Origin of the sequence: Cellulomonas fimi ATCC 484 (assembly GCF_000212695.1) — a bacterium.
Lineage (GTDB): Bacteria > Actinomycetota > Actinomycetes > Actinomycetales > Cellulomonadaceae > Cellulomonas > Cellulomonas fimi.
On sequence record NC_015514.1, the window covers coordinates 1,604,300 to 1,628,333 of the forward strand.

Below are 24,034 nucleotides of genomic sequence, written 5' to 3' on the forward strand. Positions count from 1 at the left end.
AGCCGCGCGCCGGGCCGTCCGTCCCCGCCGTTAGGGTGTCCGGTCGTGAGCTGGGTCGAGGTCCTGGGGTTCGTCAGCGGCGCCGTGTGCGTGTGGCTCGCGACCCGGCAGAACATCTGGAACTTCCCGGTCGGGATCGCCAACAACCTGCTGTTCGTGTGGCTGTTCGCCACGACCGGCCTGTACGCGAACGCGGGCCTGCAGGTCGTCTACGTCGTGCTCGCCGTGCTCGGCTGGGTGTGGTGGGTCCGCGGCGGCGCGGACCACGGCACGCTCGCGGTGTCCCGCACGCCGCGCTGGGTGTGGCCCGCCGGTGCGGTCGCGATCGTCGCCGGCACGGCCGGGCTCACCGCGCTGCTGTCCGCGACCGCCGGCTCGGCCGCGCCGTTCTGGGACGCGCTCACCACGTCGTCGAGCCTCGTCGCCCAGCTCATGCTCGGCCGCAAGTGGGTCGGGTCGTGGGCCGTCTGGATCGCCACGGACGTCGTCCTGGTCGGCCTGTACGCGAGCCAGGGCCTCGTGCTCACCGCCGTGCTGTACGCCGGGTTCATCGTGCTGTGCGTCGTCGGCTGGCGGGACTGGCGCCGGGCCCTCGCGCCGTCGCCGGAGCCGGAGCGCGAACCCGCGGCGGTCCCGGCGTGACGGCGTTCGCGCACGGGCTCGTGATCGGCAAGTTCTACCCGCCGCACGCGGGCCACCTCGCGCTGGTGCGCGCCGCCCTCGCACGGTGCGCGCGGGTCACCGTCCAGGTCCTGGCGTCCTCGCAGGAGAGCCTGCCCGCCGAGCTGCGCGCGCGGTGGCTGCGCGACGAGCTGCCCGGCGCGCACGTCGTGCACGGCCTCGACGACGCCCCGGTCGACTACGCGAGCGAGGCGGCCTGGCAGGCCCACACCGCCGTCATCGAGGGCCTGCTCGACGCACCCGTCGACGCGCTGTTCAGCTCCGACGACTACGGCGAGGAGCTCGCGCGCCGCCTCGGCGCCCGCTGGGTGCAGGTCGACCCCGGCCGCCGCGGGACGCCCGTGAGCGCGCGCGCGGTCCGCGCCGACCCCGGCGCGTACTGGTGGGCGCTGCCCGCTGCCGTGCGGGCGTGGTTCGTGCGGCGCGTCGTCGTGATCGGCGCGGAGTCCACCGGCACGACGACGCTCGCCGAGGCGCTCACCGCGCACCTCGGGCTGCCGACGGTCGCCGAGTTCGGGCGCGAGTGGTCCGAGATCCGCCCGGGAGGCTTCACCGCCCCGTGGCACACCGCCGAGTTCGACCTCGTCGCGCGCGAGCAGGCCCGCACGGAGGACGACGCGGCCGCGCGCACGCCGGTGCCGCTGCTCGTGTGCGACACCGACGTCCTGGCGACCGCGGTCTGGCACGAGCGCTACGTCGGCCGCCCGTCTCCGTCGGTGCGGTCCCTCGCCGCGCGCCGCGTCCCCGACCTCTACCTGCTCACGGGCGACGAGATCCCCTTCGTGCAGGACGGGCTGCGCGACGGCGAGCACCTGCGGCACGCGATGCAGGACCGGTTCCGGGAGGTCCTCGCCGAGCAGGAGGCCGCGGGCGGTGCGCCGTGGGTCGAGCTGCGGGGCGACCCCGGCGAGCGGCTCGCCGCCGCGCTCGCGCTCGTCGAGCCGCTGCGGGACCGCCCCCGACCCCTCGCCGAGCCGATGGAGCAGCGCCACGAGCAGGTCCCGGACCTGGCCGCGGCTCTGGCTCTGCCACACTCGGGCCCGTGACGACGCCCACCGCCGACGCGTTCGACCAGGTCTCCGCCGCCCCCACACGGGCCGGGGCCGCTGCACCGCGTGCCCGCCTCGACCTCGACGTCGACCAGCTCTTCGCCGGGGCCGACGCGCCCACGGGGTCCGCCGGTGCGCCGCTCGACGAGAAGCTGCGCCAGGCGTACTTCTGGATGGTCAACCACGCGATCATCAGCCCGCACTACGACGTCGAGTTCCACGACGCCGACCGGCCCCGCACGCGCTTCCGGCTCGGCGACTCGCAGGCCGAGGTGGATCTCCCGACGGACCAGTCGTACTCGTCGTTCGTGCTGCTGCCGCTGCTCACGTTCGCGGTGCGCGGGCGCTGCCTGCTCGTGGGCGGACCGGGCCGCGGCAAGACGGCGAGCGCGATCCTCATGGGCGTCCTCGCGGGCTACCCGGTGCACGAGGTCCGCCGCGCGATGCAGCACGGCCACCCGCAGCTCACCGTGCAGGACATGTTCGGCACACCGCTGCCGCGCGACCTGGTCGCCGCGGAGAGCCTCGCGGACATCGACGTCGCGTGGCGCTCGTGGCTCGGCCGCCGCGTGAAGATCGTCGACGAGTACAACCGCATCCCGACGCGCACCCAGTCCGCGCTGCTCACGGTCCTCGCGGACGGCTACGTCGAGGTGTTCGACCAGGTCTACGAGACCGGCCACGCGGCCTGGTACCTCACCGCCAACGACGACGCGGGCGGCGGCACCTTCCAGGTGGTCGACGCGCTGCGCGACCGCATCGACGTCGTCGTCAAGGCCCTGTCGTTCAACTCGCGCTTCCTCGGCGACCTGGTCTCGCGGGCGGAGCGCGGGCTGCGCCCCGAGGAGAACGTGCCGCCCGCGGTCGTGTTCGACGCCGACGAGCACGACCGGCTGCACCGCGAGGTCGTCGCGGTCCCCGTCCCGCGGCACGTCCGCCGCCGCCTGGAGTACTTCGCCTCGCAGCTCGAGCTGGCCGAGCGCGGCGCGGTGCAGCTCGAGTACCGCACCAAGGACACGGTCCGGCTCGCCGGGGAGGACCCGCACCGGGTGCTCGCGCGGGACTCGGGCCGCGACCTGCGCTCGGACATCGGCGCGCAGACGCTCAACGGGCTGTCCGTGCGGGCGCTGCAGTCGCTCGTGCTCTACGCCAAGGCGATGGCGTACTTCCGCGGCCAGGCCGAGGTCGGCCTCGAGGACCTGCGCGCCGTGCTGCCGTTCGTGCTGCACGACAAGCTGCACCCCGACCTCGCGTCGCCGACGTTCGAGGACCCGGCGCGTGAGGCCATGCGCATCGACCGCGTGTCCTGGCTGCGGGACCTGTTCGACTCCGCGTGCGTCCTGTACGACGCCGAGGACCTCGACACGGACGACCCGGTCGGCACGATCCTCGACGAGCTGCACGCGGGGCTCGACGGGCTGCCCGAGGCCGAGGTCCGCCGTCGTCTCGCGCACATCGAGGGCGTGCTCGCCGGCTGGCAGGACGCGACCAAGCTGCACGGCAGCCTGTACGAGGACGCCCTCGCGCTGAAGTACGCGCACCAGCGCTACTCCGGCTACCTCGCGTGGCTGCGCTGGAGCGGCGCGTGAGCGGTGCCGGCCTGGACCCCGGGTCCGCGTTCGGCCGCTGGCTCGCCGCCGACCGCGCGCACGCCGACCCGGTGCTGCGCGCGGCCGCCGCGCGCCGGGGCGACGCCGCCCCCGTCGCGGCCGCCGTGCGGGACGTCGTGCCGGTCGCCGAGCGGCTGTCCGACGGCGACCTCGACCCGCGGCTCGGGCGGGCGCTGCTCGCTGCCGTGACCGACCTCGCCGGACGGGACCGCTGGCGCGCCGGGGTCGCCGAGCACGACACGCTGGTCGACGTCGTCCCGCGGGCCGCCGCCCTCGTGCGCGCCCGCCCCGACGTCGTGGTGCCGCTGCTCGTCGCGTCGGCGGGGGCCGTCCGGCGCGGCGCCGACGCCGCCCGGTGGGCGGACCTCCTCGCGGCCGCCCCCGCGACCGCCGACGTCGACGACCTGCGGGCGGCCGTCCTCGTCGCGACCTGGCGCGCCGGCGGGGTGCGCTACCGGGCGGCCGCCCTGCGCCGCGCGGCCGCGCTGCCCGCGCCGCTGGCCGCCGCCGTGCTCGGGCTGCCCGCGGGTCAGGACGTCGCCGCGGTGCTCGACCGGAACGCCGCCGACCCGTGGTGGTGGCCCGGGGTGCCGTCGCCGGTCGGGGTCGTGCGCCGCGTCGGCGGGTTCCGCGGGTTCGGCGGGCCGTGGCTCGCCGTGCCGCGGGTGTCGTCGACGGCGTCGTCCGGCTGCCACGTGCGCACCGACGGCGTGTGCTGGGCGGTGCTCCTCGACGTCCACGGAAGCGCCGTCGTCCGCCTCGACACGACCGACGACGAGGTGCGCGCGAGCGCCCCCACGCTCCCCGTGCCGTGGGACGACGAGGTCACGGGCTGGGCGGCCGCGGGGGGCGACGAGCGCGTGCTCGTCGTGAGCCGCCGCCACTCGTACTCGCTCGACGTCGTGCGGGTCGCCGCGTGACGGCCCCCGCGGGGACGCCCGGCACCGCGCCGTCGGGTGCTGCCGACGCCCCCCTCGACGACCTCGAGCGCCGCTGGCGGGCCACGTGGCCGCAGGCGCTCGCGGCATGGGGACGCACGACGCGCCTGCACCCGCCCGTGCTGCACCAGCAGCCCTGCGGGATGCCGTCGTGGGCCTGGTACGACGTCGAGGACGTCGAGGTGCACGTCGACCTGACCGTCGTGCGCGAGCGTGGCGTCGAGGACCACGCGCTCGCGGTCCTCGCGCACGAGATCGGCCACCACCTGCTGGCACCCGTCGACCGCGCGTCGCACGTCCGGATCGCGGCGCGCGTCCAGGCGGGGCTCGTCGACATGGACCACCTCGTCGGGCTGGTCGCGAACCTGTGGTGCGACCTGCTCATCAACGACCGGCTCCAGCGCCGCGCGGGCGTGGACCGGGCCGCACTGTCGGCCGCCGTGGGTCCGCCGGTCGCGGACGACGTCCTCATGCTGCTCGTGCTGCGCACGAACGAGGTCCTGTGGGGGCTGCCGCGCGGCACGCTCGTCGGCGCGCACGCCGCTCCCGACGCACAGGCGATGCTCTGTGCGCGCCTCGTGCGGGCCTACGCCCGGGACCCCGTCGGGGGCGCCGCGGGCTTCGCGTCGCTCGTGCGCACCACGGTGCCCGAGGAGCAGCTGCGCGACCTGGGCGCGCGGACCCGCACGCTCGTTCGCGTCGCGTGCGGCGGGCCCGGCGGCGACGACGGCTCGGTGCCCTTCGGCGTCGCGACCGACCCGACGCTGGGCGCGCCCGTGCTGCACCCCTCGCTCGACCCGCGCGTCGTGGGCGCCGGGACGGTCGAGGCCGCGGTCGGCGAGGACGGCGAGGTCCCGCCCCCGGGCGGCGGCAACGTGCTCGAGCCGGCGGCGCTGCACGCGGTGCTCGCGGCCCTCGGGGCGACGACGTCCCGCGAGGACGTCGCGATCGCCTGGTACCGCGAGCACGCCGCCCGGCACCTGGTGCCGTTCCCGACCCGCCGCCGGCCCCGGCCGGCGGACGAGCTGATCGCGGGCCTCGAGCCGTGGGAGGTCGGCGACGACCTCGCGTCGGTCGACTGGACCGGGACCATGACGGCGTCGCCCGTCGTCGTGCCGGGCATGACGACCGTCCGCCGCGCGTACCTCGACGACCCCGAGGAGGAGAGCGAGCAGCGCCTGGTCGACCTGGACCTGTACCTCGACTCGTCGGGCTCGATGCCGGACCCGAGCCGCACGCGCGCACCCATCGCGCTCGCCGGCGCGATCCTCGCGCTGTCGGCGCTGCGGGCGGGCGCACGCGTGCAGGCGACGACGTGGAGCGGTGCCGGCCAGGTGGCCGGGACGGACGGGTTCACGCGCGACGCCGACGCGGTGCTGCGCGCGGTCGTCGCGTACTTCGGGGGAGCCACGTCGTTCCCCCTCGCGCTCCTGCGCCGCACGCACCTGGGCGATCCCGACACCGGTGCGCCGCCGACGCGGCGCGGGCCGACCCACGTGGCCGTCATCTCGGACGACGGCATCGCGACGATGTTCGGCATGGGGTGGCCGCGCGCGGCGGACCCCCGTCACGACGACCCGACGGCCGGCGAGGCCCTGCGCGCCGCCGAGGGCGGCGGGACGCTCGTGCTGCACGCGCGACCGCAGTGGGTCGCGACGTTCGAGCAGCGGGCGCAGGGGTACGCCGTGCACAGCGTGCTCACGGACGAGGACCTGCTGACGTTCGTGCGCCGCATGGCCGCGAGCACCTGGGGAGGCGACGAGGCGTGACCGACCACCCCGACGAGTTCGAGCGCGTGCCGGCCGGCGTCACCGGCGGGCCGCCGCTCGCGGCGCTCGTGCACCGCCTCGCCCTCGCGCCGCCCGACCTCTTCGAGCCTGCCGTGTCGGTGCCCGCGCTCGTGGCCGACGTCGCCGTGGGGCTCGACCGCTCCGTGCTCGGGCGCGACTCCCTGCGCGCGCTCGACGCCGACCTGCGCGTGACGTCGCCCGACGGCCCCGCGCGGCGCGCGCTCGTCGGGCTCGTCTGCTGGCTGGCCACCGACCCGACCCTCGCCGACGCCCCCGGCGTGCGGACCGCGGCGGCGTCGGCGGGCGGCCTGTCGGGCTGGTTCCTCGGGGTCGTGGCCGGCGTGCAGCGCACGCTCGCGGGACAGCGACCGGCCCGCGACTGGGTCCGCGACGAGACGGCGCGGGAGGAGCTGGCCCGCGCGGTCCTGCGGCTCGGTGGCGTCCTGCCCGCGGGAGAGGACCCCGCGACCGCCGACGACCGCTGGCTCACGGTGAGCTCGGCCTACCAGCGCAGGGTCGCGCAGGCGCTCGCGGTCGAGCAGGCGCGGGCCGAGGCGCTCGCGCGCGCGCTCGCGGAGCAGAAGGCCAAGGAGGCGGCGGCGCAGTATGCGAACTACTGACCCCGCGCCGGGCCCCGACGGCGGCCCGGGACGCGCACCCGCCCCCGGCGCACCCGGCGGCGGCGTGCCGGACCACGACCCGGTCCCCGTGCCCGACCCCACCGCCGCCACCGCTCCCGACCCCGCGCTCGTCCCCGACCCCGCGCTCGGCGAGTACGCGGCGATGGGCTCGGTCGCGCTGACCGACCAGGAGCGCTGGCCGACGCTCGACGCCCTCGGGCTCGCGCGCGTCGACGCGTGGCGGTCCCGGCCGGACGCGCCCGTCTGGGTCCACGCGACGGGCGACCGGCTGCGGCCCGACGACCTCGACGCGCTCGAGGCGGTCGCCGGCCGGCTGGCCGCTCCGGGCTGCGCCGCGGCGCAGGCCGCGGACGAGCCTGCGTGGGTCCGCGAGCTGGTCGCGCGGGTGCACGAGACGGTCCCGCGCTGGCGCCGCGCCGCGCGCGAGGGCCGCAGCGGGCCGGGCACCCCGCTGGTCGACCTGCCCACCACGACCCGCTCCGACCTGTCCGACGCGGCCGCGCACGTGCCGCTCGACGTGCCGCTCGACCGGGTGCTCGAGGGCAGCAGCTCGGGACACACGGGCGCGGCGCTGCTCGTGCCGCTGCACCCGCTGTCGGTGGCCGCGGACCTCGTCCTGCTGCAGCACCTGGTCGAGGCGACGGGTGCGACCTGGCAGGTCGACCCGGACCGGCTGGGACTCGCGAACGTCGTCGACCAGCGTGCGTCGTTCACGTACGTGTCCGCGATGACGGGCTTCCGCCGTCCACCCGGCACGCCCGCGCCGGTCATGGCGCGCGTCAACCTGCACGCGTCGGTGTGGCGCGGCGACGGCGACCGCGAGCGGTACCTCCAGGCGGCGGACCCGCAGGTGCTGAGCACGTCGACGCTCCCTCTGCTGCACCTGCTCGACCTGGCCGCCGCGGGCCTCGCGCTGCACCCCGTCGCGGTCGTCAACGGGGCGACGGACCTGCCGCCCGCGGTCCGGGACGCGGTGGCCCGCACGTGGGGCTGCCCGGTGCTCGACCTCTACGGCCTGCGCGAGACCGGCCCGGTCGCGGTCTCGACGGACGGCGCGGGCCACGTGGTGGTGCCGCGGCGGGTCTTCGTCGAGGTCCTCGGGCCGGACGGGCGCCGGCTGCCCGACGGCGAGCGCGGCGAGGTCGTGGTCACCGTCGACGAGAACCCGTACCTGCCGCTGCTGCGCTACCGCACGGGCGACACGGCCGCGCTGGTCCGCGACGCGCGCGGCACCGTGCTGGTCGGGCTGCAGGGCCGGGCGCCGGTGCGGTTCGTCGCGGCGGACGGCTCGGCGAGCTCGTCGATCGACGCGACGCAGCTCCTGCAGGCGTACGGCCTGGCGGGCTGGGAGCTCGTGCAGGACGTCGCCGGCGACGTCCGGCTGACGGCGTTGCCGGTCACGGGCCTGGGCGCCGACCCGGTCGCGACGGCCCGCGCCGCGGCGGACGCGGTCGAACGCTGGCTCGGCCGCCCGGTCCGGCTCGACGTCGTGCACGACCCGGCCGCGCTCGGCCCCGGCAAGCCCCGCCGCTTCCGCTCGGACGCGGTCCCCTCGACGCTCGGGAAGGACAACCCATGACCGCCCAGGACGCCCCGCGCGTGCGCGTCAACCAGGTCGGGTACCTGACGCACGGCCCGAAGGCCGCGACGCTCGTCACGGACGCGACCGACCCGGTGGCGTGGCGGCTGCTGCGCGGCGGCGCCGTCGTCGCGGCAGGCCGGTCGGTCCCGCGGGGCACGACCCGTCCGCGGGGCTGGACGTGCACACGCTGCACCTCGACGACGTGCACGAGCCGGGCGCGGGCTACGTCCTGGAGGCGGACGGCGCGACGAGCGACCCGTTCGCGATCGGTGGCGACCTGTGGGACGGCCTGCGCGTGGACTCGCTCGTGGTGTTCTACGGCCAGCGCAGCGGCATCCCGATCGAGGAGGACCTGCTGGGAGCCGGCTACGGGCGCGCCGCGGGTCACGTGGACGTGGCACCCAACGGCGGGGACGGCGACGTGGCGTGCCTGCCGGCGGGGCACGCGACGACCGCGGCGGGCGTCGACCTGTACGAGGGCTGGACCGGCGGGTACGCGCTCGACGTGACGGGCGGCTGGTACGACGCGGGGGACCAGGGCAAGTACGTCGTCAACGGCGGCATCGCGGTCGCCCAGCTGCTCGGACTGTACGAGCGCGCGCTGCGCACGGGCACGGCCGGCGCCCTGGGGGACGGCTCCCTGCGGGTGCCGGAGAGCGGCGACGGCGTGCCCGACGTGCTGTCCGAGGCGCGCTGGGAGCTCGAGTGGATGCTGCGCATGGTCGTGCCCGAGGGGGAGCCGCTCGCGGGCCTCGTGCACCACAAGGTCTCCGACGAGCGCTGGGTGCCGCTGCCGATGCTCCCCGCGGACGACCCGCAGCCCCGCTTCCTGCACCGCCCGTCGACCGCGGCGACGCTCAACCTCGCGGCGGTCGCCGCGCAGGGGTCGCGACTGTTCGCACCGCACGACGCGGCCTTCGCCGACCGGCTGCTCGCCGCGGCGCGCGCGGCGTACGACGCGGCGCAGGCGCACCCCGTCCTGCTCGCGCCCGACACCAACACGCTGGAGAACGCCGGCAGCGGGCCCTACGACGACACCGACGTCGACGACGACCGCCTCTGGGCGGCGACCGAGCTGTACCTCTCGACGGGCGAGGACCGGTACGCGGCCGACCTGCGCGCGAACCCCTACCGTCTCGGCGGCACGGCTCCCGCCTTCCGCCCGGAGGGCTTCGACTGGAACCACGTCGCGGCGTGGGCGCGGCTGCAGCTCGCGACGGTCGACAGCGCGCTGCCGGAGCGTGCGCTCGTGCGCGCGTCCGTCGTGGACGCGGCGGACGCGCTGGTCGAGGCGCAGGCCACGCAGCCGTTCGGCCACCCCTACGTGCCGACGAGCGGCCGGTACGACTGGGGCTCGAACGGCCTGCTGCTCAACAACCTCGCCGTGCTCGCGGCGGCGCACGAGATCACGGGCGACGACCGGTACCGCGACGCGGTGCTCGGCGGGGTGGACTACGTGTTCGGCCGCAACGCGCTCGGCGTGTCCTACGTGACCGGCTACGGCACGCGCGACGTCCGCAACCAGCACTCGCGCTGGTACGCCCACCAGCTCGACCCGGCCCTGCCGCACCCGCCGCGGGGCACGGTCTCGGGGGGCCCGAACTCCGACTGCCCCGACCCGGTGTCGGCCGCGCTCGCGGGTTCGCCCGCGCAGTGCTGCTTCGTCGACGACGTGGGCGCGTACGGCGTGAACGAGATGACGATCAACTGGAACTCGGCGCTGGCCTGGGTCGCGGCGTACCTCGCAGGTCTGGGCGACGGGCGCCCGAGCCCCGCGGCGGAGGGCTGACGGCCCGACCGGCACGCCGGCCGAGCACGACGGCCACCGCTGCGACGGGCGCGCGCACCCCGCGGTCCGGTCGACGCGCGCGGCCCCGCCGTCCGGCGTCCTTGGCGGTTCGTCTCGTACAACGATGTACAGAAGTCCCACAACGTTGTAGATTTCGGACCGGCACCTCCGGCGAACCGCCGCGAACCGTGCCTGTCCTGCGTCCGACGTCGCACCAGGAGCTCTCCATGGCCCGTCGCCCCCTGCGCGCCGCCCTCTCGGCGGCCGTCGTCACCCTCGCGCTCGTCGCCACGAGCGCCCCGGCCCAGGCGGACCGCCGCCCGGCCGGTCCACCGCCGCCGACGTTCCAGGACGTCTCCGTGCACGACCCCTCGGTCGTGGTCGCGGACGACGAGATCTGGGTCTTCGGCAGCCACCTCGCCGCCGCGAAGACCGACGACCTCCTGCACTGGGAGAAGGTCGCCGACGGCGCGAACGCCGACAACCCGCTCTTCGACGACGTCCGGGCGAACCTCGCCGAGACGTTCGCGTGGGCCCAGACCGACACCCTGTGGGCCGCCGACGTCATCCAGCTGCCCGACGGCCGGTACGCGATGTACTACAACGCCTGCAAGGGCGACTCGCCGCGCTCCGCGATGGGCGTCGCGGTCAGCGACGACGTCGACGGTCCCTACGTCGACCAGGGGATCTTCCTGCGGTCGGGGATGTGGGACCAGCCCTCCGACGCGGTCGACGGCGCGATCTACGACGCCCGCGTGCACCCCAACACGGTCGACCCGGACGTCTTCGTCGACGCCGAGGGCGACTGGTGGCTCGTGTACGGCTCGTACTCGGGCGGCATCTTCGTCCTCGCGCTCGACCCGGCCACCGGCGAGCCCGTGCCGGGGCAGGGCTACGGCACGCACCTCGTCGGCGGCAACCACAGCCGCATCGAGGGCCCGACCGTCATGTACGACCCGGGCACGAAGTTCTACTACCTCTTCCTGTCGTTCGGCGGCCTCGACGCGAACGGTGCGTACAACGTCCGCGTCGCGCGCTCCACGAACCCCGACGGGCCGTACGTCGACGCCGCCGGCAACGACATGGCGCAGGTGAAGGCGGACCCGAGCAAGCCGCTGTTCGACGACGCGTCGATCGAGCCGTTCGGCACCAAGATCCTCGGCAACCACCTGGTCGCCCGCGAGGTCGGCGACCCCGGCGAGGGGCTGGGCACCGGCTACCTCTCGCCGGGCCACAACAGCTGGTACCGCGACCCGGAGACGGGCGAGACGTTCCTCGTCTTCCACTCCCGGTTCCCGGGGCGCGGCGAGGAGCACGAGGTCCGCGTCCACCAGCTGTGGATGAACGCGGACGGCTGGCCCGTCCTCGACCCGTACCGCTACGCGGGTGGCGACGACCGTCGCGTGCAGCGCGGCGACGTCGCGGGCGACTACGCGCTCGTCACGCACGACAAGGCGCTCACCGCGGACCAGCGCCGCGCGCAGAGCGTGACGCTGCAGTCGAACGGCAAGGTCTCCGGCGCCGTGACCGGGAAGTGGTCGCTGTCCGGGAAGAACCGCGCGCGGCTCGACGTGGGCGGCACACGCTACGACGGCGTGTTCACGCGCTCGTGGCAGCCGGACCTCGCGCGCTGGGTCGTGACGTTCAGCGTCCTGTCCCGTGACGGCGTGACCCTGTGGGGCAGCGCCGTCCCGCCGATGACCGCGAAGCAGGCGGTCGACGCGGTCGTCGCCGACCTCGACCTGGGCGACACCACCGCCGTCGTGTCCGACCTGGCGCTGCCGACCACGGGCACGCACGGCACGACGATCACGTGGACGTCGTCCGACCCGGCCGTCGTCTCGACGACGGGCGACGTCACGCGGCCCGAGGCGGGGGCGGGGGACGCGCACGTCACGCTGACCGCGACGGTCACCAACGGCACGCGCACCCGTGCCGTGACCTTCCCGGTGACCGTCCTGCAGCGGGTCGCGGGCGGCGTCGTCGGCTCGTGGTCGTTCGAGGGCGACCTCGCCGACGGCACGGGTCGCAGCGTCCCGGCGAGCACGACCGGCCCGAGGCTCGACCAGGCCGGCGGCCAGGTCACGTACGTCGCGGACGGTGCTCGTGGCCAGGCCGTGCACCTCGACGGCACGTCCGGCGTCCGCCTGCCCGACGGCCTCGTCTCCGGGGCCACCTGGTCCGCGGCGATGTGGCTGCGCCCGCAGGTGCTCACGCCGTACACGTCCGCGTTCTTCGCGGCCCGCGACGCGAACGCGTGGGTGAGCGTCGTGCCGCGCGGCCACGACGGCGTCGGCGGCTCGACCATGGTGTGGTCCGGCTCGCAGTGGTACGACGCGGGCACGGGTACGCAGATCCCGGTCGGGCGGTGGAGCCACGTGGCGTTCACGGTCGACGGCGGCGACGTGGTCGTCTACGTCGACGGCGAGGCCGCGTACACGGGCACGGGGTTCCCGGGCGTCCTGACGACGACCGCCGGCACCTTCGCGCTCGGCGTCAACTGGTGGGACACGCCGTTCCAGGGCGACGTCGACGAGGTGTCGGTGTGGAGCTCCGCGCTCACCCCCACGGAGGTCGCCGCGCTCGCGACGCGCTGACCCTCCCGCCGCGGCCCGGTCGCCCCTCTCCTCCTGGGCGGCCGGGCCGCGGCCTGCCCGAGCACGGCGCACGGGCCTGCGCCGACGCGGTCGCGGTGGTGGACCCCCGGCGACGGGTCGCTAGACTCGGGGGCACAGGCGTCGACCCGGCCATCACCGGCGAGCCTCCGGAAGAACAGGCGGGACCCCGGCACCGGGGAGCCGCCCCAGTAGAACCGGACGGGGCAGGCCCGTCACAGCCGCAGCAGAGAGGTCGACGACCCCGCCCGGGGGAGCCGGCAAGCGAGGTGGTACCGCGGTCGTCCCCGCCAGGGGGTGGTCGTCCTCGTGGCCGTGAGCGATCGACCAGGAGACCCGACGGTGACCACCGCACCGCGCTACCCGCTGCACCGCCCCGACCAGCCCGTGCCCGCGTCGCCGGACCTGCCGGGCCTCGAGCGCGAGGTCCTCGCGCACTGGGACGCCGACGGGACCTTCCAGGCGTCGATCGACCAGCGCGACGCGGGCGAGAACGGCAGCAACGAGTTCGTCTTCTACGACGGCCCGCCGTTCGCCAACGGCCTGCCGCACTACGGCCACCTGCTCACGGGGTACGCCAAGGACGTCGTGCCGCGCTACCAGACGATGAAGGGCCGCCGGGTCGAGCGCCGGTTCGGCTGGGACACGCACGGGCTGCCCGCCGAGCTCGAGGCCCAGCGCCTGCTGGGCATCACCGAGAAGGCCCAGATCGACGAGCTCGGCATCGCGAAGTTCAACCAGGCGTGCCGCGAGTCCGTGCTCAGGTACACGGGCGAGTGGCGCGAGTACGTGACGCGCCAGGCGCGCTGGGTGGACTTCGACCACGACTACAAGACGCTCGACGTCACCTTCATGGAGTCGGTGATCTGGGCGTTCAAGCAGCTCCACGACAAGGGCCTGGCGTACGAGGGCTACCGCGTCCTGCCGTACTGCTGGGTCGACGAGACGCCGCTGTCCAACCACGAGCTGCGCATGGACGACGACGTGTACGCGTCGCGCCAGGACCCGGCGCTCACGGTCGGCCTGCGGCTGGAGTCCGGGGAGCTCGCGCTCATCTGGACGACGACGCCGTGGACGCTGCCGAGCAACCTGGCGGTCGCCGTGGGGGCCGACGTCGAGTACGTCGTCGCCGAGCCCGCGGCGGACTCGCCGTTCGGGCAGGCGCACCCCGGTGAGCGCGTCGTGCTCGCGGCCGCCCGGCTCGCGGCCTACCAGCGCGAGCTCGGGGAGGCGACGGTCGTCGAGACGCTCACGGGCGCGCAGCTCGCGGGTCGCCGGTACACGCCGCCGTTCGACTACTTCGCGGGGCACGAGAACGCGCACCAGGTCCTCACGGCCGACTTCGTCACGACCGACGACGGCTCGGGGATCGTGCACCTCGCGCCCGCGTTCGGCGAGGACGACATGGTCGCGTGCGACGCCGCCGGGATCGCGCCCGTCGTGCCGGTCGACGCCCGGGGCCGCTTCACCGCCGAGGTCGGGGACTACGCCGACCAGCAGGTCTTCGAGGCGAACAAGCCGATCATCGCGGACCTCAAGGGGGGCACGGGCCCGCTCGCCCGCGTCGCGGCGGACCGGCGCGCCGTCGTCGTGCGCCACGAGACGTACGAGCACTCCTACCCGCACTGCTGGCGGTGCCGGAACCCGCTGATCTACAAGGCCGTGTCGTCGTGGTTCGTGCGTGTCACCGAGTTCCGCGACCGCATGGTCGAGCTCAACCAGGAGATCACCTGGACGCCCGAGCACATCCGTGACGGGCAGTTCGGCAAGTGGCTCGCGGGTGCGCGCGACTGGTCGATCAGCCGCAACCGCTACTGGGGCACGCCGATCCCGGTGTGGGTCTCGGACGACCCGCTGCACCCCCGCGTCGACGTGTACGGCTCGCTCGCCGAGCTCGAGGCGGACTTCGGCCGCCTGCCGACGAACGAGGCGGGCGAGCCCGACCTGCACCGGCCGTTCATCGACGACCTCACGCGCCCGAACCCGGACGACCCGTCCGGGAAGAGCACCATGCGCCGCATCCCCGACGTCCTCGACGTGTGGTTCGACTCGGGGGCGATGCCGTTCGCGCAGGTGCACTACCCGTTCGAGAACGCGGACTGGTTCGAGCACCACTACCCGGGCGACTTCATCGTCGAGTACATCGGGCAGACGCGCGGCTGGTTCTACACGCTGCACGTGCTGGCGACCGCGATCTTCGACCGCCCCGCGTTCCGCAACGTCATGTGCCACGGCATCGTGCTCGGCGACGACGGTCGCAAGGCGAGCAAGTCGCTGCGCAACTTCCCCGACCCCGTCCTGATGTGGGACAAGTACGGCTCGGACGCGGTGCGCTGGTCGCTCATGTCGAGCCCGATCCTGCGCGGCGGCAACCTCGTCGTGACGGAGGAGGGCATCCGCGACGGCGTGCGCCAGGTGCTGCTGCCGCTGTGGAGCACGTACTACTTCTTCACGCTCTACGCCGGGGCCGCGCGCGGCGGTGCCGGGCTGTCGGCGCAGCGCGTGGACGAGCGCGAGGCCGAGGGCCTGGCGACGATGGACCGGTACCTGCTCGCGCGCACGCGCTGGCTGGTCGCGGACGTCACGAAGCACCTCGACGCGTACGACGTGGCGGAGGCGTGCGAGGCGGTCCGCGACCACCTCGACCTGGTCACGAACTGGTACGTGCGCACGCAGCGCCAGCGGTTCTGGGACGAGGACCAGGCCGCGTTCGACACGCTGTGGACCGCGCTCGAGGTCCTCACGCGCGTCATGGCGCCCCTCGCGCCGCTCGTCACCGAGGAGATCTGGCGCGGCCTGACGGGCGGGCGCAGCGTGCACCTGACGGACTGGCCGACGCCCGGCGAGCTCGTGGCGACGGACGCGGGTGCCGCCGGCACCGAGGCCGAGCTCGTGGCGGCGATGGACCGCGTGCGGGAGGTCGTCTCGGTGACGCTCGGGCTGCGCAAGGCCCGCCAGCTGCGCGTGCGCCAGCCGCTGCGCGAGCTGCGGGTCGTCGTGCCGCACCCCGAGTGGTTCGGGCCGTTCCTCGACCTCGTCGCGTCCGAGGTGAACGTCCGCCACGTCCGCGTGCTCGGCCTGCACGACGCCGACGCCGCCGACCTGGGCGTGAGCGCCCAGCTCGCGGTGAACGCGCGTGCGGCGGGCCCGCGCCTGGGCCGTGCCGTGCAGTCGGTCATCAAGGCCGCGAAGGCCGGGGCGTGGGAGCAGACCGTCGACGGTGTCGTGGTGCGCACCGACGACGGCGACGTCGCGCTGCAGGAGCACGAGTACACGGTCGCGACCGTCGTCGAGCAGCGCGAGGGCGTCGAGCTCGCCGCGGGCGTGCTGTCGGGCGACGGGTTCGTCGTGCTCGACGTCGCGCTCGACGACGAGCTGCTCGCCGAGGGGTACGCGCGCGACGTCGTGCGCCAGGTGCAGGACGCGCGCAAGGCCGCGGGCCTGCACGTGGGCGACCGCGTGCTGCTCACGCTCGACGTGCCGCGCGACCACGTCGCGGCCGTCGAGGCGCACCGCGAGACCATCGCGCACGAGACCCTCGCGGTCTCCGTCACGGTCAACCCCGTGCCGGGTCCGGAGGTCGCCGTGCACGTCGCGGCCGTCGAGGCGGGCGGGTACGAGGCATGAGCCGCCGCGGACGCGACGGGGGCTCGGAGCACCTGCGCGCCGAGCAGGCGCGGGCCGCGCGGGAGGCCGCCGACGAGGTGTACCGGGCGATCCTCGCCCGGGCCCCCGAGCACGAGATCGACCCGTCGTTCGAGCGCACGCGGCAGGTCATGGAGCTGCTGGGGGACCCGCAGCGGGCGTACCGCGTGGTCCACCTGACCGGCACCAACGGCAAGACGTCGACCGCGCGCATGGTCGAGCGGCTCCTGCGCGAGCACGGCCTGCGCACGGGCCGGTTCACGAGCCCGCACCTCACGCGCGTGAACGAGCGCATCGTCGTCGACGGCGAGCCCATCAGCGACGAGCGGTTCGTCGAGGTGTGGCAGGACGTCGCGCCGTACGTGCACCTCGTCGACCAGCGCGCGCGTGATGAGGGCAAGCCGCAGCTGTCGTTCTTCGAGGTGTTCACGGTCATGGCGTTCGCGGCGTTCGCCGACGCGCCCGTCGACGTCGCGGTCGTCGAGGTCGGCATGGGCGGGCTGTGGGACTCGACGAACGTCGCCGACGGCGAGGTCGCGGTCATCACGCCCGTCGCGATGGACCACGAGCGCTACCTGGGCGACACGCTCGCCGAGATCGCCTCGGTCAAGGCGGGCATCGTCAAGGAGGGCGCGACGCTCGTGCTCGCGCAGCAGGACGAGGTCGTCGAGGGGGTCGTGCTCGCGGCGGCCGCCGAGAAGGGCGCGCGGGTCGTGCGCGAGGGCGTCGACATCGACGTCGTGGAGCGGCAGGTCGCGGTCGGCGGGCAGCTGCTCACGCTGCGCGGCCTCGGCGGCGTGTACGCGGACGTCTTCCTGCCGCTGCACGGCGAGTTCCAGGCGCACAACGCGCTGCTCGCGCTCGTCGCGGCCGAGGCGTTCCTCACCGGGGGAGCGGCGCTCGACGGCGACGTCGTCGGGACCGCGTTCGCCGACGTCTCGTCGCCGGGCCGGCTCGAGGTCGTGCGGTCGAGCCCGACCGTCCTGGTCGACGGTGCGCACAACCCCGCGGGCGTCGAGGCGCTCGTCGCCGCGCTCGACGAGGCGTTCGCGTTCCAGCGCGTCGTGGGGGTCGTGGGCGTCATGGCCGACAAGGACCCCGAGGGCATCCTCGCGCTGCTCGAGCCGGTGCTCGCCGAGGTCGTCGTGACGCGCGCGTCGAACCCGCGCGCGCTCGACCCGCAGGACCTCGCGGAGGTCGCGGTCGACGTCTTCGGCGAGGACCGCGTGCACGTGGTCGAGCGGCTCGACGAGGCGATCGACCTCGCGGCGGCGCGTGCGGAGGGCGAGGTCGAGCGCGGTGGCGCGGTCCTCGTGACGGGCTCGATCCTGCTGGTCGCGGAGGCGCGCATCCTGCTCGGCCGCCCCTGACGCGCGACACCGGCCCTGGGGCGGGCGGGCTCGGCGCACGCCGTCCCGCCCGCCGTCGTCGCCCGCGGGGGTGACGAGGCACGTCGCCGCCCGCCGGCCTGCACGAACGTGCACCCGGTGCGCACGTCCTCCCCTTGACCGTGCCGGAGGGCGCGGCGAGGGTGAGGCATGTCGGGCGACGGCGCCGCGACGCACGTGACGTGGGCGATCGCCCACGTCGGAGGAGGGAGCGGTCAGCGTGAAGAAGCTCATCAACGATCCCCAGGACGTCGTCGCCGAGTCCCTCGAGGGCTTCGCGGCCGCGCACGCGGACCTCGTCGCGGTGCACGCGGACCCGCCGTTCGTCACGCGCGCCGGCGGGGCGGTCCCGGGGAAGGTCGGTCTGGTGAGCGGCGGCGGCTCGGGGCACGAGCCGCTGCACGCGGGCTTCGTCGGCGTCGGCATGCTCGACGCGGCCGTGCCGGGGGCGGTGTTCACCTCGCCGACGCCGGACCAGATCGCGCCCGCGCTGCAGGCCGCCGACGGCGGCAAGGGCGTCCTCGCGATCGTCAAGAACTACACGGGCGACGTCCTCAACTTCGAGACGGGCGCCGAGCTCGCCGAGGCCGACGGCGTCACCGTGCGCTCCGTGGTCGTGGACGACGACGTCGCGGTCGAGAACTCGCTCTACACCGCGGGTCGCCGGGGCGTCGCCGGGACGGTGTGCGTCGAGAAGATCGCCGGAGCCGCCGCCGAGCGCGGCGGCGACCTCGACGCGGTCGCCGCGGTCGCCGAGCGCGTGATCGCGAACGTGCGCTCGATGGGCGTCGCGCTCACCGCCTGCACGGTCCCGCACGCCGGCAGGCCGAGCTTCGACCTGCCCGAGGACGAGATCGAGATCGGCATCGGGATCCACGGCGAGCCCGGGCGGCGGCGGATCCCGCTCGCGGGCGCCGACGAGATCACCGAGATGCTCCTGACGCCCGTCGTCGACGACCTCGGCCTGTCGGGCGGGGAGCAGGTGCTGCTGTTCGTCAACGGCATGGGGGGCACGCCCGCGTCCGAGCTGTACGTCGTCTATCGTCGGGCACGCGCGTTGCTCTCCGAGCGCGGGGTCGAGGTCACTCGCTCGCTCGTCGGCAACTACGTGACATCACTGGAGATGCAGGGCGCGTCCGTCACCGTGCTGCGGCTGGACGACGAGCTGACCGCCCTGTGGGACGCACCGGTGCACACGACGGCGCTGCGTTGGTGAGACGCGGCCTGCTCGGGGCGCCGGTCGGACGGGCCGAGGGAGCGTGGGCATGACGCTGGACGTGGCGTGGGCGGTCGACTGGGTGCGCGCGTGCGCCCGGACCGTCGCGGAGCACCGCGACGAGCTGGTCGAGCTGGACCGGCAGATCGGGGACGGCGACCACGGCGAGAACCTCAACCGCGGGTTCAGGGCGGTGGTCGCGAAGCTCGACGCGCTCGACGCCCCGCCCGCGCAGATCGGCGACGTGCTCAAGCTCGTCGCCACCACGCTCATGTCCACCGTGGGCGGCGCGGCCGGCCCGCTGTACGGCACCGCGTTCCTGCGGGCGTCGCGCGCGACCGCGGTGAGCGAGCTCGACAGCGGCGGCGTCGTCGCCCTGCTCGAGGCCGCGCTGGAAGGGATCGTCGTGCGGGGCAAGGCGACGACGGGCGAGAAGACGATGGTCGACGCGTGGACGCCGGCGACGGAGGCGGCCGTCGCCGCGGCCGACGGGGGCGCGGGCCCGGCCGACGTGCTGGCCGCCGCCGCGCGCGCCGCGACCGACGGCGCGCAGGCCACGATCCCGCTCGTCGCGACCAAGGGCCGCGCGTCCTACCTGGGCGAGCGCTCGGCGGGACACCTCGACCCGGGCGCCCGCTCGACCGAGCTCCTGCTCGCCGCAGCGGCGCAGGCGGCGGCGTGACCGGCGGGGCGGGCGCGGGCCGCACCGTGGCCCGCGTCGCGCTCGTCCTCGTCTCGCACTCCCGCACGCTGGCCGAGGGGGCCGTCGAGCTGGCCGCGCAGATGGCGCCGGGCGTGCTGCTGCGCGCGGCGGGCGGCGGTCCCGACGGCGGGCTCGGCACGAGCTTCGACCTCGTGGAGGCGGCCCTGCTGGAGGCGACCGGTGACGGCCGCTCCGCCGTGGTCCTGACGGACCTGGGGTCGGCGGTGCTCACCGCGGAGTCGGTGCTCGAGCTCGCCGACCCCGACCTCGCGGAGCGGGTCCGGCTCGCGGACGCGCCGTTCGTCGAGGGGGCCGTCGCGGCGGCGGTCGCCGCGCACGGGGGTGCGGACCTCACGGGTGTCGTGGCCGCGGCCGAGCACGCGGGGTCGACGTTCGCGGTCGCGCCGGAGGCGTCCGCCGGGCCGCCCGGGGCCGGCCCCGGGCCCGGCGGCGAGGACGGGACGGTCCGCGGGTCGGCGGTGCTGCGCAACCGGCTCGGGCTGCACGCGCGTCCGGCGGCCGTCGTGGCCCGGCTGATGGCGGGCTTCGACGCGCGGGTGCTGGTCAACGGCGTGAACGCGGCGAGCGTGCTCGAGCTCATGAAGCTCGGTGCGGTGCAGGGCCAGGAGGTCGTCGTGGAGGCGCACGGTCCGCAGGCGGTCGAGGCGCGGGACGCCCTTCTCGCGGCGGTCGAGCAGGGCTTCGGCGAGGTCTGACCACGCCACGGACCGCGGTCCGTGTGAGGGACGGCACGAAGAATGCATGGACTGCAAAGTTGCAGTCGGTGTAAAGTTGCACACCATGCAGGAAGTCGCGTCCACCCCGGCGGTCGCCGAGGGCGTGCCGGCCCAGGAGCCGCCGACGATCGCCGAGCTCGTCGGCGCCCTCGGCCTGCGCGAGCGCAAGAAGCGGGCGCGGCGTGACGCGCTCATCGACGCGACCCACCGCCTCGTCGACCGCGACGGGCTCGACGCGGTGACCGTCGAGGCCATCTGCGAGGCCGCGGGCGTCTCCGTGCGCACGTTCTTCAACTACTTCGAGACGAAGGACGACGCGGTCCTCGGCCACGCGACGTACCCGATCGACCCGGTGCTCGAGGACGAGTTCGCCGCGGGCGGTCCCACCGGCCACCTCCTGACCGACGTCGAGCACCTCGTCGCCTCGCTCCTCGAGGCCGCTCCGTCGGCCCGGGCGCGCATGGCCAAGGGGCTGGAGATCGCAGCCCGGGAGCCCCGGCTCCTCGCGCGCCACCTCGCGTGGCTCGACAAGCACAAGGGCCTGCTCATGACGCTCGTCGCCCGCCGGCTGGGCGACGACCCCGTGCACCCGCCCGAGACCGTCGCGTCGCTCGCGCTGTTCCTCACGCACGCGTCGTTCGTGCGCTGGGAGGCCCGCGGCGGCACGGGCGAGGTCCGTGACCACCTGCACGACGTCCTCGGCGAGCTGCGCGCGCTCCTCGCGGACGACACGACCACCGCGCGTGACGCGGCCGCCGCGCGCGACGCCGACCCCGCTCGCGACGCCGGCCCCGCGCGCGGCGGCTGACGACCACCGCCACCCGACCGACCCCACCGACCGACAGACGCCCACCGCCACCACCGTCACCCGGACCGCCGCCGCCGCGGCCGGGCTCGCACGTCCGCGCCCGAGCACCCTCGTGCGCCCTCCCGAGAGCAAGGAACCCGCATGGCCACCGCCACCGTCCCCGACGTGGGAGCGAGCGACAAGCCGCTCGTCGTCCTCACGCCCCGCACCGTCTGGCTGATCTTCGGCGCGCTCATGGCGAGCATGTTCCTGTCGTCGCTCGACCAGTCGATCGTCGGCACCGCGATGCCCACGATCGTGGGCGAGCTCGACGGCGTCGAGCACCAGGGCTGGGTCGTCACCGCCTACATCCTCGCGATCGCGATCGTCATGCCGCTGTACGGCAAGTTCGGCGACCTCTGGGGGCGGCGCTGGCCGTTCCTCGTCGCGATCGCCCTGTTCACCGCGGGCTCCGCGGTGGCGGGCTTCGCCGGCTCGTTCGGCTGGCTCGTCGTCGGCCGCGGCATCCAGGGCCTCGGCGGCGGCGGCCTCATGATCCTGTCGCAGGCCATCATCGCCGACATCGTCCCCGCCAAGGACCGCGGCAAGTACATGGGCCCGATGGGCGCGCTGTTCGGCATCGCGGCCGTCGTCGGCCCGCTCCTCGGCGGCCTGTTCACCGAGCACGCCGACTGGCGCTGGTGCTTCTGGATCAACATCCCCGTCGGCATCGCGGCGTTCGCGGTCGCGTGGTTCGCGCTCAAGCTGCCGTCGCACCGTTCGGGCCGCCGCATCGACGTCGCAGGCATCGTCCTCGTCGTCCTCGGCACGTCGGGCCTGGTCCTGGCGACGAGCTGGGAGAGCTGGAGCGGGCAGCGCGGGTACGACTGGTCCGACCCGGGCCTGCTGGCGCTCGTCGGCGGCACGCTGCTCTCGATCGCGCTGTTCGTCCTCGCCGAGCTCAAGGCGTCCGACCCGCTGCTGCCGCTGCGCCTGTTCCGCAACCGCACCTTCACGATCGCGACGTCCATCGGCTTCATCCTCGGCATGGGCATGTTCTCCGCGCTCGCCTTCCTGCCGACGTTCCTGCAGATGTCGACCGGCGTCGGCGTCACGCAGTCCGGCTACCTGCTGCTGCCGATGATGGCGGGCGTCATGCTCACCGCGATCGGCTCGGGCGTCGCGATCACCAAGACGGGCCGCTACAAGGTCTACCCGGTCGCCGGCCTCGCCATCACGACCGTGGGCATGGTGTGGCTCACGCGCATCACCGGCGACATGTCGATGTGGCTGTTCGGGGCCATGATCTTCGTGCTCGGGGCCGGCATGGGCCTCGTCATGCAGACGATCGTCCTGGCCGTGCAGAACGCCGTCGACCCGCACGAGCTCGGCACCGCGACGTCGGCGAACAACTTCTTCCGCGAGATCGGCGCGGCCGTCGGTGTCGCCGTGTTCTCGACGATGTTCACGAGCCGGCTCGTGGAGCAGGTCACCGAGGTCTTCGCGGGCGTCCCGCAGGGTGCGGGCGGCGGCGAGGCGTCGGGCCTCACGCCGGACGTCGTGCAGCAGCTGCCCGAGCCGTTGAAGTCGGGCGTCATCGACGCGTACGCCGACAGCCTGTCGTCGTCGTTCTGGTACTTCATCCCGCTCGTCGTCGTCGGCTTCGTCCTCGCGCTGTTCCTCAAGGAGGTCAAGCTCTCCGACGTCGCGGGCATGGTCGCGCGCGGGGAGGCCGTGGCGGCGCCCGACGCCCGGGCGGGCGTCACGGCGACGCTCGACGGCGCCGTCGTGGTCGACGAGCTGTCCGCGGACGGCGCCGGAGCGTCCGCGACCGCGGACCGCGACGGCCGGACGCCCGACGGCGACGCCGTGGGTGCCCGGTAGCCTGACGCGATGAGCTCCGGCGTCCCCGAGGGGCAGGCGGTGCGCCGCAAGCGCCCCGCGAAGCCCCAGTTCACGCAGACGATGCTGATCCTCGAGGCCTTCGTCGTCCTGTTCGCCACGCTCGTGGCGTACGGGCTGCGCGTCGCCGAGCCCGCTCTGGTGTGGGGCGTCGGCGGCGGCCTCGCGGTGCTCCTGCTCGTGCTCTCCGGCTGGGTGGGCCGGCCCGGCGGCTACGTCGCCGGGTCGGTCGCCCAGGCGCTCGTCCTGGCCGGGGGGTTCGTCGTGCCGATGATGTTCGTCATCGGCGGCGTGTTCGTCGCGCTGTGGGTCTTCTCTCTGCGCGTCGGCGGTCGCATCGACCGCGAGCGCGCCGAGTGGGACGCCGCGCACCCCGGCGCGGTCGGTCCCTGACCGTCCCGACGCCGCACCGCAGCGACGCCCCGCGGCCGCCGTCCGTCCACGGACCGGCCGCGGGGCGTTCGCACGTCCCCGGCTAGGGTGACCGGCATGACTGACACGCAGCGCACCCTGGTCCTCGTCAAGCCCGACGGCGTCCGCCGGGGTCTGGTGGGGGAGATCCTGCGTCGCATCGAGGCGAAGGGCTACACGCTCGTCGCCGTCGAGCTCCGCGAGGCCGACGAGGCGCTGCTCGCGGAGCACTACGCGGAGCACGCCGGCAAGCCGTTCCTGCAGCCGCTCGTCGACTTCATGCGCTCGGGCCCGGTGCTCGCCGCGGTCGTCGAGGGGCACCGCGTGATCGAGGGCTTCCGCTCGCTCGCGGGCGCGACCGACCCCACCGTCGCGGCGCCCGGCACGATCCGCGGCGACCTCGCCCGCGACTGGGGCCTCAAGGTCATCCAGAACCTCGTCCACGGCTCCGACGGCGAGGAGTCGGCGGCCCGCGAGATCGGGCTCTGGTTCCCGGCGCTCTGACCCGCCCTCGCGCGAGCACGACCGGCGGCGGGCCGTCGGCGGACGC

At 75.2% G+C, this 24,034-nt stretch carries 18 protein-coding genes and 1 pseudogene; all 19 read left to right on the plus strand.

What is annotated here, in order from left to right:
* The first annotated feature begins 45 nt into the window (after nucleotides 1-45).
* A complete protein-coding gene (gene pnuC, locus CELF_RS07420) occupies nucleotides 46-642 on the plus strand; it encodes a nicotinamide riboside transporter PnuC (protein WP_013770635.1) in 597 nt (198 codons plus the stop codon).
* Nucleotides 639-1,727 (plus strand): AAA family ATPase, encoded by a 1,089-nt coding sequence (locus CELF_RS07425; protein ID WP_013770636.1) that lies wholly within the window; start codon nucleotides 639-641, stop codon nucleotides 1,725-1,727. The genes pnuC and CELF_RS07425 overlap by 4 nt, the downstream gene beginning before the upstream one ends.
* Nucleotides 1,724-3,319 carry a MoxR family ATPase gene (locus CELF_RS07430; protein WP_013770637.1) on the plus strand — a complete coding sequence of 532 codons (1,596 nt, stop codon included), beginning with the start codon at nucleotides 1,724-1,726 and terminating at the stop codon, nucleotides 3,317-3,319. The genes CELF_RS07425 and CELF_RS07430 overlap by 4 nt, the downstream gene beginning before the upstream one ends.
* On the plus strand, nucleotides 3,316-4,260 hold the full coding sequence (locus tag CELF_RS19465) for a hypothetical protein (protein ID WP_013770638.1): 945 nt from the start codon (nucleotides 3,316-3,318) through the stop codon (nucleotides 4,258-4,260). The genes CELF_RS07430 and CELF_RS19465 overlap by 4 nt, the downstream gene beginning before the upstream one ends.
* Entirely contained in the window at nucleotides 4,257-6,047 is a 1,791-nt protein-coding gene (locus CELF_RS07440) for a vWA domain-containing protein (protein ID WP_013770639.1), read from the plus strand. The genes CELF_RS19465 and CELF_RS07440 overlap by 4 nt, the downstream gene beginning before the upstream one ends.
* Nucleotides 6,044-6,688, plus strand: coding sequence for a hypothetical protein (locus tag CELF_RS07445; protein ID WP_013770640.1), 645 nt, complete (start codon nucleotides 6,044-6,046; stop codon nucleotides 6,686-6,688). The genes CELF_RS07440 and CELF_RS07445 overlap by 4 nt, the downstream gene beginning before the upstream one ends.
* An 88-nt stretch (nucleotides 6,689-6,776) precedes the next feature.
* Entirely contained in the window at nucleotides 6,777-8,288 is a 1,512-nt protein-coding gene (locus CELF_RS07450; protein ID WP_041553984.1) for an AMP-binding protein, read from the plus strand.
* Nucleotides 8,285-8,395, plus strand: a pseudogene (locus CELF_RS21515) (cellulase N-terminal Ig-like domain-containing protein); the annotation flags it as partial. The gene CELF_RS07450 and the pseudogene CELF_RS21515, both read left to right, overlap by 4 nt.
* Before the next feature lie 74 nt (nucleotides 8,396-8,469).
* Nucleotides 8,470-10,080: a glycoside hydrolase family 9 protein gene (locus CELF_RS07455; protein WP_013770642.1), complete on the plus strand. Its 1,611-nt coding sequence runs from the start codon at nucleotides 8,470-8,472 to the stop codon at nucleotides 10,078-10,080.
* 227 nt (nucleotides 10,081-10,307) lie between these two features.
* Nucleotides 10,308-12,677: a LamG-like jellyroll fold domain-containing protein gene (locus tag CELF_RS07460; protein ID WP_013770643.1), complete on the plus strand. Its 2,370-nt coding sequence runs from the start codon at nucleotides 10,308-10,310 to the stop codon at nucleotides 12,675-12,677.
* A 360-nt stretch (nucleotides 12,678-13,037) separates the two neighbouring features.
* Nucleotides 13,038-16,322: an isoleucine--tRNA ligase gene (gene ileS, locus CELF_RS07465; protein WP_013770644.1), complete on the plus strand. Its 3,285-nt coding sequence runs from the start codon at nucleotides 13,038-13,040 to the stop codon at nucleotides 16,320-16,322.
* The gene (locus CELF_RS07470; RefSeq protein ID WP_013770645.1) at nucleotides 16,319-17,710 is read left to right on the plus strand and encodes a bifunctional folylpolyglutamate synthase/dihydrofolate synthase; all 1,392 of its coding nucleotides are present in this window, start codon (nucleotides 16,319-16,321) and stop codon (nucleotides 17,708-17,710) included. The genes ileS and CELF_RS07470 overlap by 4 nt, the downstream gene beginning before the upstream one ends.
* 238 nt (nucleotides 17,711-17,948) lie before the next feature.
* Entirely contained in the window at nucleotides 17,949-18,944 is a 996-nt protein-coding gene (gene dhaK / locus CELF_RS07475; protein WP_013770646.1) for a dihydroxyacetone kinase subunit DhaK, read from the plus strand.
* Nucleotides 18,945-18,993: 49 nt separating this feature from the next.
* Entirely contained in the window at nucleotides 18,994-19,626 is a 633-nt protein-coding gene (gene dhaL, locus CELF_RS07480) for a dihydroxyacetone kinase subunit DhaL (RefSeq protein ID WP_013770647.1), read from the plus strand.
* Nucleotides 19,623-20,363: a dihydroxyacetone kinase phosphoryl donor subunit DhaM gene (gene dhaM / locus CELF_RS07485; RefSeq protein WP_013770648.1), complete on the plus strand. Its 741-nt coding sequence runs from the start codon at nucleotides 19,623-19,625 to the stop codon at nucleotides 20,361-20,363. The genes dhaL and dhaM overlap by 4 nt, the downstream gene beginning before the upstream one ends.
* Before the next feature lie 85 nt (nucleotides 20,364-20,448).
* Nucleotides 20,449-21,192 (plus strand): TetR/AcrR family transcriptional regulator, encoded by a 744-nt coding sequence (locus CELF_RS20795; protein ID WP_179944481.1) that lies wholly within the window; start codon nucleotides 20,449-20,451, stop codon nucleotides 21,190-21,192.
* Between the two features lie 141 nt (nucleotides 21,193-21,333).
* A complete protein-coding gene (locus CELF_RS07495; protein ID WP_013770650.1) occupies nucleotides 21,334-23,055 on the plus strand; it encodes an MDR family MFS transporter in 1,722 nt (573 codons plus the stop codon).
* 9 nt (nucleotides 23,056-23,064) lie between these two features.
* The gene (locus tag CELF_RS07500) at nucleotides 23,065-23,466 is read left to right on the plus strand and encodes a DUF4233 domain-containing protein (RefSeq protein ID WP_013770651.1); all 402 of its coding nucleotides are present in this window, start codon (nucleotides 23,065-23,067) and stop codon (nucleotides 23,464-23,466) included.
* A 96-nt stretch (nucleotides 23,467-23,562) separates the two neighbouring features.
* A complete protein-coding gene (gene ndk, locus CELF_RS07505) occupies nucleotides 23,563-23,988 on the plus strand; it encodes a nucleoside-diphosphate kinase (protein WP_013770652.1) in 426 nt (141 codons plus the stop codon).
* The last annotated feature ends 46 nt before the right edge of the window (nucleotides 23,989-24,034 follow it).

Coding starts and splice junctions, on each gene's coding strand:
- CELF_RS07495 (WP_013770650.1), top strand. CDS start 21,334: ATGGCCACCGCCACCGTCCCCGACGTGGGAGCGAGCGACAAGCCGCTC.
- CELF_RS07500 (WP_013770651.1), top strand. CDS start 23,065: ATGAGCTCCGGCGTCCCCGAGGGGCAGGCGGTGCGCCGCAAGCGCCCC.
- CELF_RS07470 (WP_013770645.1), top strand. CDS start 16,319: ATGAGCCGCCGCGGACGCGACGGGGGCTCGGAGCACCTGCGCGCCGAG.
- dhaL (WP_013770647.1), top strand. CDS start 18,994: ATGACGCTGGACGTGGCGTGGGCGGTCGACTGGGTGCGCGCGTGCGCC.
- ndk (WP_013770652.1), top strand. CDS start 23,563: ATGACTGACACGCAGCGCACCCTGGTCCTCGTCAAGCCCGACGGCGTC.
- CELF_RS07460 (WP_013770643.1), top strand. CDS start 10,308: ATGGCCCGTCGCCCCCTGCGCGCCGCCCTCTCGGCGGCCGTCGTCACC.
- CELF_RS20795 (WP_179944481.1), top strand. CDS start 20,449: ATGCAGGAAGTCGCGTCCACCCCGGCGGTCGCCGAGGGCGTGCCGGCC.